This is a genomic window from Sulfitobacter sp. 15WGC (assembly GCF_005068605.1).
In the GTDB taxonomy this organism is placed as follows: Bacteria; Pseudomonadota; Alphaproteobacteria; order Rhodobacterales; family Rhodobacteraceae; genus Sulfitobacter; species Sulfitobacter faviae.
Map to the genome: position 1 here is coordinate 21371 of NZ_SZNL01000013.1, position 10580 is coordinate 31950.

Genomic DNA, 10580 nt, shown 5'->3' on the forward strand with positions numbered 1-10580 from the left:
GACAGCCGCAGTAAAAGTCAACCCTGCCTCATTCATGAACACAGGCGCAACCCATCGCCGCAAAACGAAAATTCACGCCGCGCTTCACAAAGATTGCAGGCTCTGGATGCTTAGGCTACCCACGATTCAGAGGGGAATGCGCAAAGGGAGACTGTGCATGCAAAACGCGCTTGAGACGTCCTATGACGTGGTGATCGTGGGCGGGGCCATCTATGGCTCGGCTTTGGCTTGGTGGCTGACCAACACGCCGGGATTCGACGGCGAGGTGCTGGTGGTCGAGCGTGATCCGACCTATGAATTCGCCTCGACCAGCCATACGAATTCCTGCATCCGCCAGCAGTTCAGCGCCCCCGTGAACATCCAGATTTCTCAGTTCGGGGCCGAGTTCATCAAAAACTTCCGCCACTTCATGCATGACGATCCCGAGGTGCCGGAACTGGCGTTGCAAAGCTTCGGGTACCTCTATCTTGCCGACACGCCCGAGTTTGCCCAGACCCTGCGCGAGGCGCAGGGCATCCAGACCTCCATGGGCGCGCATACCCAGCATATGACCAAGGATGAGATCGCCGCGCGCTATCCCTTCTACATGCTCGACGATGTGATCGCGGGCAATCACAACACGGTGGATGAGGGCTACTTCGACGGCGGCACCATGTTCGACTGGTTCAAACGCATGGCCAAGCGCCGCGGCGTGACCTTTGTGCATGACGAGGTGACGGGCATGGTGCTGAACCCTGCGGGCAGTGCCGTGGATGCGGTGACGCTGAAGTCCGGCGCGACGGTCTCCTGCGGGACGGTGGTCAATGCCTCCGGCCCCCGCGCGGCAGCGACGGCGCAGATGGCCGGGATCAGCCTGCCCGTGGTGCCGCGCAAACGCTACACCTTCATCTTCGATGCCGCCGAGCCGCTGGAAATGGACCTGCCGCTGACCATCGACCCCAGCGGCGTGCATATGCGCCAAGAAGGCAAATATTACATGGCCGGTTGCCCGCCAGAGGATGACTATGACGCCGCCTATGACGATTTCACCTTTGACCATTCGATCTGGGAAGAGAAGGTCTGGCCCACCATCGCCACCCGCGTTCCGGCCTTTGAGCGGGTCAAGGTGATCAACGAATGGGTCGGGCATTACGCCTATAACACCGTCGACCAGAACGCGATTCTGGGGCGGCACGACAAGGTCGCGAATTTCGTCTTTATGAACGGCTTTTCCGGCCACGGGTTGCAACAGGCCCCCGCCATCGGGCGCGGCACGGCAGAGTTGATCACCCATGGCGCCTACCGCACGCTCGACCTCACGCCACTGGACTACGCGCGGATCGTGCGTTCCGAGAAATTCGTGGAAAGGGCCGTGATATGAAATTGCGCGAGAACAGCTTCCTCACGGCCATCCGTGCCGGGCAAAAGCAGCTTGGCCTCTGGGTCTCCCTCTCCAACGGCTATGCCGCCGAGGTGGTGGCCCATGCGGGCTATGACTGGGTGATGCTGGATATGGAACATGCGCCCAGCGACATGGCCTCGGTGCTGGGGCAGTTGCAGGCGTTCTCGGGCAGTGAGACCACGGCGATGGTGCGGCCCGACTGGAACGATGCGGTCAAGGTCAAACGGCTGATGGACCTCGGCGCGCCGGGGCTGCTATTCCCCATGGTGCAGACACCCGATGAAGCCCGCGCCGCCGTGGCCGCCTGCCGCTATCCGCCCCGCGGCATTCGGGGCGTGGCCGGGCTGAACCGCGCCAACCAATTTGGTCGGGTCGCGGATTACAACGCCCAGGTCGAGAACCAAACCGCCATCCTGATCCAGCTTGAAACCCGCGCCGCCGTCGAAAACGCCGCCGCCTTTGCCGAGGTCGAGGGGATCGACGGTATCTTCTTTGGCCCCGCTGATATCGCCGCCGATATGGGCCATCTGGGCCAGACCCTGCACCCCGAGGTCTGGGAGGTGATCCGCCCCGCTGCCAAACTCTTAATGGACAAGGGCATTCCCGTCGGCACGCTGGTCACCGATCCCGATTTCGCCGCCCAACTGCTGAACGAAGGCTTCACCTTTGTCGCCTGCGGCACGGATGTGGGCCTTTTGGCCCAAGGGGCCGATGCGCTGCGCGCGCAGGTGCGCGACAAGATTTCTGAGACGTGAAAGGAAGATGTTATGAAATTTAAGAAACTGGTCCTGACAGGCGCCGCCGGGCGCCTCGGCTCCTACCTGCGCGAACCACTGGCCGCGATGTGCGAAGAACTGGTCAGCTCCGACATCGCCGAGGACATCGGCAAGCTTTACGACGGTGAGCGTTATCAGAAGGCCGATCTAGCGGAATACGACCAAGTCGCGGCCCTGATGGAGGGCGCTGACATGGTGGTGCATTTCGGGGCCATCGTGGACGAAAAACCCTTCATGGAACTCTTGGGCCCGAACTTCGTCGGCTCTTACAATGTCTGGGAATCGGCCTATCAAGCCGGGGTGCGCCGGGTGGTCTATGCCTCTTCGATCCATGCGGTGGGAATGCACAAAAAGGCCGATTTCATCGGCATCGACGCGGCCCACAAGCCCGATACTTTCTACGGCCTCGCCAAATGCTTCACCGAAGACCTCGGCTCCATGTACTGGGACAAGCGCCAGCTCGAATCCGTGCATCTGCGCATCCTGAGCGCGGCACAGGTCAACAACTCCCGCGCGCTCGGCTCGTGGCTCAGCTATGACGACCTGATCCAACTGGTGACCCGCGCGGTGGACACGCCCTCGGTCGGTTTCTCGGTGATCTACGGCGTGTCGAACAACGACCGCGCGCCGGTGGACAACTCGAAAGCCTCCTTCCTCGGCTACCGCCCGAAGGACAACGCCGAGCAATTCGCCGAAAAAGTGCTCGCCGAAGAAGGCCCCGCCGACATCAGCGACCCCGGCCAGATGTGCCACGGCGGCCCCTTCGCCAAGGTCGATCTGGGCGAAAGCGGCATCGCGCAGATGACCATCGTCGACGACAAGAAAGAGACCTAAGCGGCCAAACGAAAGGGACCGTCATGAAACTGCAAGACCTCGATATCATCGTGACGGCCCCGCCCGCCCCCGGCTGGGGCGGGCGCTATTGGATATTGGTCAAGGTGACCACCGACACCGGCATCACCGGTTGGGGCGAATGCTATGCCGCCAGCGTCGGGCCCGACGCCATGCGCGCGGTGATCGAAGATGTTTTTGCCCGCCATATGCAGGGCGAAAACCCCGAGAATATCGAGCTGATGTTCCGCCGCGCCTATTCCGCAGGATTCACTCAGCGGCCAGATCTGACGGTCATGGGCGCGTTTTCGGGGTTGGAGATCGCCTGTTGGGACATTCTGGGCAAGGACCGCGACCGCCCGGTGCATGCGCTGATCGGCGGGCGCACCAATGATCGGGTGCGCGGCTATACCTACCTCTACCCGTTGCCGCATCACAGCATGGCGGATTTCTGGACCTCGCCCGAGATGGCGGCGGAATCGGCGGCGGATTGCGTGGCGCGCGGCTATACGGCGGTGAAATTCGACCCCGCCGGCCCCTATACGCTGCGCGGCGGGCATATGCCTGCGATGTCGGACATCAGCACTTCAGCGGCGTTCTGCAAGGCCATCCGAGAGGCGGTGGGCGACCGTGCCGACCTGCTGTTTGGCACCCACGGGCAGTTCACCACCGCGGGCGCGATCCGGCTGGGCCAAGCGATCGAACCCTATAGCCCGCTGTGGTACGAAGAACCGATCCCGCCAGACGCGCCCGAGCAGATGGCCAAGGTCGCACGCGGCGTGCGCGTCCCTGTGGCCACGGGCGAGCGGCTGACCACCAAGGCCGAATTCGCGCCTTTGTTGCGGGCGGGCGCGGCGGAGATCCTGCAACCGGCCCTTGGCCGCGTGGGCGGCATCGCGGAGGCCAAGAAGATCGCCACCATGGCCGAGGTCTATAACGCGCAAGTGGCGCCGCATCTCTATGCCGGGCCGGTGGAATGGGCCGCGAATGTGCAGCTCGCTACCGCGATCCCGAACATCCTGATGTGCGAATGTATCGAGACGCCATTCCATGACCAATTGATCAAAGGGTCGATCCGGGTGGAGGACGGCTTTATCACCGCCCCCACAGCGCCCGGTCTGGGGATCGAAGTCGATGAGGAATTCGCCCGCGCGCATCCCTATACAGGCGATGGCCTGCATCTGGAGATGCGTGAAGAGCCTTGCGATTATGTGAATGGGAATAATTTCCAAGGCGGCGCACCGGCGGATAGCCACTAAGGGCCATCGCCTGCCCGGCCCGGAACAAGCCGCAGGCGCCGGGCCATCGCCTGCCCGCCCCCCGGGTAGGCGATTTTGCCACCTACACGTCCCTCTGCGACCCCACATCGAACCTGTGCCATAAAGTGGCATGAACAACCCGAGGCGTCGCCAACCCGCGGGCAGGCGCTAGCCCTCGACTACCCCAGCAAGTCCCGCGCCGCAGCGACAATCCCCTCCCGCGAGGGCAACGTCGCCGCATAGGCCGGCCCCGTGGCGATGAAACTGTCCTCCGCCGTCAGCCGCGCGAACCTTGCCACACCGTGCTCCGCCATCAGCGCCATCAGCGCCTCGGCCTGCCCGCCCGTCCGACGACACTCGTCCACGATCAGCACCGGACGATCCCCGATGGCCTCGATCAACGCATCCTCCGGCAAAGGCGCCAGCCAGCGCAGGTCGATCACCCGCGCATCAACACCTGCCTCGGCCAAATCGCGCGCCGCCTGCTGGCTCAGGTAATGCCCGTTGCCGTAGCTCACGATCGCCAGATCGCTGCCCGCGCCCGTGACCCCGACCTCGCCCAGAGCGATCCGCCGATCCGGGGCCGGGTAGCTACGCATCCAGCCGCCATCCCCGGCCTCCATCAGGTCGCGCATCGGGTAAAGCGCGATGGGCTCGACAAAGACCACCACCCGCTGCTCCTCGCGCGCCAGACGATGGGCTTCGCGCAGCATCATCGCCGCGTCGTCCCCTGCCGAGGGGCAGGCGATGATAATGCCGGGAATGTCGCGCAGCACGGCCAGCGAATTGTCGTTGTGGAAATGCCCGCCGAACCCTTTCTGATAGCCGAGCCCCGCAATGCGCAGCACCATCGGGTTGCTCCATTGACCGTTGGAGAAGAACGGCAGGGTCGCCGCCTCGCCGCGCAGCTGGTCCTCGGCGTTGTGCAGATAGGCGAGGAACTGGATCTCCGGCATCGGCAAAAAGCCATTGTGCGCCATGCCGATGGCGAGGCCGAGGATGCTCTGCTCGTCCAGCAGCGTGTCGATCACCCGCCCCGGCCCGAAACGGTTCTGCAGCTTCTGCGTGACGCCATAGACCCCGCCCTTGCGGCCCACGTCCTCGCCCATCAGCATGGTCTCGGGGTGCGAAAGCATCAGGTCGTGCAGCGCCCAGTTGATCAGCCGCGACATCGGCTGGAGGTTGTCCATCTGCCCCATATCGCTGCCAAAGGTCTCAGCCCGCGCCTCGGCGCTCGGCCCGTTGCTGGGCGCGCAGTCGCGCTTGGGCGGCACGAGGCTGGCCATGACGTCCGACGCCGTCTTCAGCCGGGGGCGTTTCACCACTTCGTCAGCCGCCTTCGCGACCACCTCTTGCGTATTGCGGTAGATCGCCAGCGCCTCCTCGGCAGACGCTCCAGCCTCAACCAGCAGCCGCGCGGAATGCAGCAGCGGATCGTTGGCCTCATCCGCTTCCACCTCGGCCCGGGGCAGATAGGAGGTCGCCACATCCGCCCCGGCATGGCCATAGAGCCGCACGGTGCGCAGGTGCAGGAAAGCCGGCTTGCGATGCACGCGCACGTAATCCGCCGCCTCCTTCGCCGCCGCATAGGCCGCGTGCAGATCGAGCCCGTCGCCCTCGAAATACTTCAGCCCCGGCCTGCCCGACATCGACGCCTTAATCCAGCCCGTCGGTGTCTTGGTCGAAATGCCGATGCCGTTGTCCTCACAGACAAACAGCAGCGGCAGCGGCACGCCCTGCACGGCGGTCCAGCAAGCGGCATTTATCGCCCCCTGCGCGGTGGAGTGGTTGGCCGAGGCGTCGCCGAAACTGCACATGGCGATGCCGTCGCGCGGCAGGATCGCATGCTCGGGCCGGTGCCGCCGCGCCATGCCGATGGAATGCGCCGCCCCCACCGCCTTGGGCAGATGGCTTGCGATGGTCGAGGTCTGCGGCGGGATCATCAGCGGGCGCGAGCCCAAGACCTTGTGCCGCCCGCCGCTGATCGGGTCCTCGGCAGAACAGGCAAAGCTGAGCAGCATGTCGCACATCATGTCCTGCCCGCCCGCCTGATCGCCCCGGGCGATCTGGAAGGCCGCATCGCGGTAATGCAGGAAAGCGATGTCATCGACGCGCAGCGCCGCCGCCACCGCTGCCATCCCCTCGTGCCCCGATGAGCCGATAGTGTAGAACCCCTGCCCCTCCTTCTGCATGACGCGGCTTTGCAGGTCGAGCGCCCGGCTCAGCACCTGAGCACGGTAGAGTTGCTCTAGCTGGTCGCGATCAAGCGCCTTTTGTGGGCAGGTGGAAACGGGAAAATCCCCCGCCGCAACGCGACGGAGGAAGTTCTCATGAACGATGGCAACGCGGTCCATGGGGCCTCTTCAAATAGAAATTAATCGCCCTCGGCGAAAGCATGTCGGCCAGAAAGAAAGGCGCCGCCCCTCTTTCTGGCCATAAGTATTCTCGGTGGCCGGGGGGAGTGCCCCCCGAAGCCAGTGTTTAGAAGAACGCCTGCAGGCCGGTCTGCGCACGGCCCAGGATCAGCGCGTGCACGTCATGAGTGCCCTCGTAGGTGTTCACCGTCTCGAGGTTCATCATGTGACGGATCACCTGGAATTCGCCCGAGATGCCGTTGCCGCCGTGCATGTCGCGCGACATGCGTGCCACGTCGAGCGCCTTGCCGCAGTTGTTGCGCTTGACGATCGAGATCATCTCGGGCGCGGCATTGGCGGCATCCATCAGGCGGCCCACTTGCAGCGAGCCCTGAAGGCCGAGCGAAATCTCGGTCATCATATCCGCCAGCTTCTTCTGGAACAGTTGGGTTTGCGCCAGCGGCTTGTTGAACTGCTTGCGGTCCAGCCCGTATTGCAGCGCCGCGTGCCAGCAGAACTCGGCAGCACCCATCGCGCCCCAAGAAATGCCGTAGCGGGCGCGGTTGAGGCAGCCGAAGGGGCCTTTCAGACCCTGCACATTTGGCAGCAGCGCGTCTTCGCCGACTTCAACACCGTCCATGACGATCTCACCGGTGATCGAGGCGCGCAAGGAAAGCTTGTTGCCAACCTTCGGCGCGCTCAGACCCTTCATGCCTTTTTCCAGCACAAAGCCGCGGATCTTGCCGTCATGCGCCTCGGACTTGGCCCAAACCACAAAGACATCGGCGATGGGGGAGTTCGAGATCCACATCTTGGAACCGGTCAGCTTGTAGCCCGTGTCGGTCTTCACGGCGCGGGTCTTCATGCCCGCAGGGTCGGAGCCCGCATCGGGCTCGGTCAGGCCAAAGCAGCCGATCCATTCGCCCGAGCAGAGCTTGGGCAGGTATTTCTGGCGCTGCTCTTCGGAGCCATAGGCGTAGATTGGATACATGACGAGGCTCGCCTGCACCGACATCATCGAGCGGTAGCCGCTGTCCACGCGCTCGACCTCACGGGCGACGAGACCGTAGGAGACATAGCTGCCGCCGAGACCGCCGTATTCCTCGGGGATGGTGACGCCGAGAAGGCCCATCTCGCCCATCTCGCGGAAGATCTCGGGGTCGGTCTTTTCCTCAGCAAAGGCTTCGATCACGCGCGGTTGCAGCTTTTCCTGCGCATAGGCGCGGGCGGAATCGCGGATCATGCGCTCGTCTTCGGTGAGCTGGCTGTCGAGGCGGAAGGGATCCTGCCAATCGAAGGTTCCAAGATCGGGTTTGTCCTTGGCGCGCAGCTTGGGGGCGTCAGCGGTCATGATGCATCCTTTCGGGTGATGTGATTTGCGGCAGTATTGCAAATCGGCGGCGCGAACTCTATCGCTGCTTTGTCCTGAGTTCATGAGAAAAAGTCATATGATCGCGCCACGCCGCTTCCTGCCTTCGATCTCGGCCCTGCTGTCTTTCGAGGCGGTCGTGCGGCTCGGCACCGCCACGGCGGCGGCGCAGGAATTGAACCTCACGCAGAGCGCGGTGAGCCGTCAGATCAAGACGCTGGAGGAACAGCTGGGCGTGACGCTGATGATCCGTCAGGGCCGCCGTCTAACCCCGACGCAGGCGGGATTGGATTATGTAACGCAGGTGCGCGACATCCTGAACCGACTGGCGCAGGCCTCGGTCTCGGCCCGGACGAACCCTACGGGGGGCACGTTGAATCTGGCGATCCTGCCTGCCTTCGGGATGCATTGGCTGGCCCCGCGCCTGCGCGATTTCGCGCGGGACCACCCGGAAGTGACGGTGAACCTATCGACCCGGCTGCGGCCCTTCGCCTTTGCGGGCAGCCGATTCGACGCCGCCATTCATTTTGGTCATGAAGATTGGCCCGGCGTGCGCTACCTGCCGCTTTTGCCGGAAACGGTGGTGGCGGTCTGCGCACCCGACCTGCTGCCCGCACCCTTGGAGGATGCACGCGACGTGCGCCATCTGCCGCTGCTTCACCTAGAGACCCGCCCGCGCGGATGGGCGCGCTGGCTGTCCTCGCTCGGAGTAACGGATGAGCCGCCGGGCGGCATGATGTTCGACCAATTCTCGACCATGGCGCAGGCGGCGATACACGGACTAGGGGTGGCGCTGCTGCCGACCTTCTTCGCCCGCCCCTACCTGCGCGACGGGCAATTGGTGCTGGCCGCTTCACCCACCACGCAGAGCATCGGGAACTACTACCTCGTCTGGCCTGACGACCGGGATGAGACGGCGGCGCTTGCGTCATTCCGTGGCTGGCTGGCCCAGCAGGCGGAGCCTGCGACGGCAGGATGAGCCGCGCAAAGCTGGCCCAAGTTATGCCGCATTTACCTTGTATGAAACCGGCTAACCCGCCCGCATCGGGCGTTCCAAAGGAGCAGATGATGCTAAGTTCATACCGCAAAAGCACCGGCGCTCTGGCCCTTGCCCTGAGCTTCTGCGCCGCTGGCGCCATGGCCGAAAGCCGCAACGTGCTGATCGTCGACGGCGCCTATTTCCCATCGCTGTCCCATGTGCAGCCGGGCGATCAGGTGGTCTTTACCAACAACGCCACCGGCAGCCATACGATCACCGGCGAGGACGAGGCATGGACCAGCGGGCCGATCCCCGTGAACGGCAGCTACACGCTCGACATCACCGCACAGACCCCGACGCGTTTCAGCGGGCAAACCTTGGAAGAGCCTGCTTTCGAAGGGGCGATCAGCTTCGACTGAGCCCGCACCAGTTTCAGCCCTTCAAAGCCCCGCTTGCGACAGCGGGGCTTTGTCGTTTCAGCGCTTGGCCTTATTGGGCAAAAACGCGGTCCAAATCGGCGAACCCCTTGACTTCGATCGGATTGCCCGACGGGTCGCGGAAGAACATGGTCGCTTGCTCGCCCGGTTCCCCTTCGAAACGCAGCGAGGGTTCGATCACGAAGTCGACCTCTGCGCCCTTCAGCCGCTCCGCCAGCGCCTTCCAATCCTCCATCCGCAGGACGACGCCCAGATGCGGCATCGGCACCATATGCTCACCGACCTTGCCGGTGGCCTCTGTCTTGAAAGGCTCGCCCAGATGCATGGAGATCTGGTGGCCGAAGAAGGAATAATCGACCCAAGTTTCGGTCGACCGGCCTTCGGTGCAGCCCAGCACATCGCCGTAGAAGGCGCGGGTCTCGTCAAGGTCGCGGACGTTATAGGCAAGGTGGAAGGGGGTGAGCATAGCGGTCTCCTGTTTGGTTACCGCATGTGTATCCCTTGGCGGGAGAGGTGCAAGGGGCTGGCTTGCGGGGGACGCGCAGCTTGGGCATCCGCCCGGAATCAAGGGCCCTGCCCGGCTATTCACAAACAAAAAGGGCGCGCCCCGCTGGACGCGCCCCCTCGCTAAGGCCTGAGACCCTTACTTCATCTTGATGCGGCCATCGGTGTAGGGTTTGTAGCTGCCGTTCTTCGCCAGATACTCCGCCGTCACATCCGCCAGATCGGGGCCGAAGTCATAGGCATTCTCGGCGTCCTTGAACATCGCGTAGCCGTCGCCGCCATTGCGGACATAGTTGTTGGACACGGCGCCATAGGTCTTTTCGGGATCAATCGGTTCGCCCCCCACCATCACATCGCTGATGCGGCTGCCGGGCTCGGCCTTGGGATCAAAGGTATAAGACATGCCCGCCACCTGCGGGAAACGGCCCGCGCCGTCTTCCAACTGGCTTACCCCGTTTTCCAAGGCTTCGATCAGGGTCGCGCCGCTAATCTGGAAGGTCGAGAGCGTGTTCTGGAACGGCAGCACGGTCAGCACCTCGCCCATGGTCACCTCACCCGCGTCGATGGAGGCACGCAAGCCGCCCGCGTTGGAGATCGCCACGTCGATGCCCTGATCCTTCACCCGGTCCAGCATCGCGTCGGAGACAAGGTTGCCCATCGCACATTCCTGCGCGCGGCAGATGTCACGGC

10 protein-coding genes are annotated in these 10580 nt (G+C 63.7%); 6 read left to right on the forward strand and 4 right to left on the reverse strand.

Features of this window, described 5'->3' with window-relative positions:
• Window positions 1–157: 157 nt before the first annotated feature.
• Genes FCK22_RS12265 through FCK22_RS12280 form a run of 4 tightly spaced genes read left to right on the forward strand, consistent with a single transcriptional unit; the run spans window position 158 to window position 4247 of the window.
• On the forward strand, window positions 158–1360 hold the full coding sequence (locus FCK22_RS12265) for an FAD-binding oxidoreductase (protein WP_067263635.1): 1203 nt from the start codon (window positions 158–160) through the stop codon (window positions 1358–1360).
• Window positions 1357–2136, forward strand: a complete 780-nt coding sequence (locus tag FCK22_RS12270; protein ID WP_067263632.1) for an aldolase/citrate lyase family protein — start codon at window positions 1357–1359, stop codon at window positions 2134–2136. The genes FCK22_RS12265 and FCK22_RS12270 overlap by 4 nt, the downstream gene beginning before the upstream one ends.
• A gap of 12 nt (window positions 2137–2148) precedes the next feature.
• Window positions 2149–2991 carry an NAD(P)-dependent oxidoreductase gene (locus tag FCK22_RS12275; protein ID WP_067263631.1) on the forward strand — a complete coding sequence of 281 codons (843 nt, stop codon included), beginning with the start codon at window positions 2149–2151 and terminating at the stop codon, window positions 2989–2991.
• A 23-nt stretch (window positions 2992–3014) separates the two neighbouring features.
• Window positions 3015–4247 carry a mandelate racemase/muconate lactonizing enzyme family protein gene (locus FCK22_RS12280; RefSeq protein ID WP_067263629.1) on the forward strand — a complete coding sequence of 411 codons (1233 nt, stop codon included), beginning with the start codon at window positions 3015–3017 and terminating at the stop codon, window positions 4245–4247.
• Window positions 4248–4426: 179 nt separating this feature from the next.
• Here the strand turns inward: FCK22_RS12280 and FCK22_RS12285 are convergent, their stop codons facing one another.
• On the reverse strand, window positions 4427–6601 hold the full coding sequence (locus FCK22_RS12285; RefSeq protein ID WP_067263623.1) for a thiamine pyrophosphate-dependent enzyme: 2175 nt from the start codon (window positions 6599–6601) through the stop codon (window positions 4427–4429).
• Between the two features lie 127 nt (window positions 6602–6728).
• The gene (locus FCK22_RS12290; protein WP_067263620.1) at window positions 6729–7952 is read right to left on the reverse strand and encodes an acyl-CoA dehydrogenase; all 1224 of its coding nucleotides are present in this window, start codon (window positions 7950–7952) and stop codon (window positions 6729–6731) included.
• 97 nt (window positions 7953–8049) lie between these two features.
• Here FCK22_RS12290 and FCK22_RS12295 point away from each other — a divergent pair, with 97 nt between their 5' ends.
• Together FCK22_RS12295 and FCK22_RS12300 are read left to right on the forward strand one after the other, a co-directional pair.
• Window positions 8050–8949, forward strand: a complete 900-nt coding sequence (locus FCK22_RS12295) for a LysR substrate-binding domain-containing protein (protein WP_067263618.1) — start codon at window positions 8050–8052, stop codon at window positions 8947–8949.
• Between the two features lie 86 nt (window positions 8950–9035).
• Window positions 9036–9368 (forward strand): hypothetical protein, encoded by a 333-nt coding sequence (locus FCK22_RS12300; RefSeq protein ID WP_136720449.1) that lies wholly within the window; start codon window positions 9036–9038, stop codon window positions 9366–9368.
• Window positions 9369–9438: 70 nt separating this feature from the next.
• Here the strand turns inward: FCK22_RS12300 and FCK22_RS12305 are convergent, their stop codons facing one another.
• Both FCK22_RS12305 and FCK22_RS12310 read right to left on the reverse strand, forming a co-directional pair.
• Window positions 9439–9852, reverse strand: a complete 414-nt coding sequence (locus FCK22_RS12305; RefSeq protein WP_067261177.1) for a VOC family protein — start codon at window positions 9850–9852, stop codon at window positions 9439–9441.
• A 177-nt stretch (window positions 9853–10029) separates the two neighbouring features.
• Window positions 10030–10580 (reverse strand): 5'-nucleotidase C-terminal domain-containing protein (locus FCK22_RS12310; protein ID WP_211243565.1); only part of this gene is annotated, 551 nt, incomplete at its 5' end.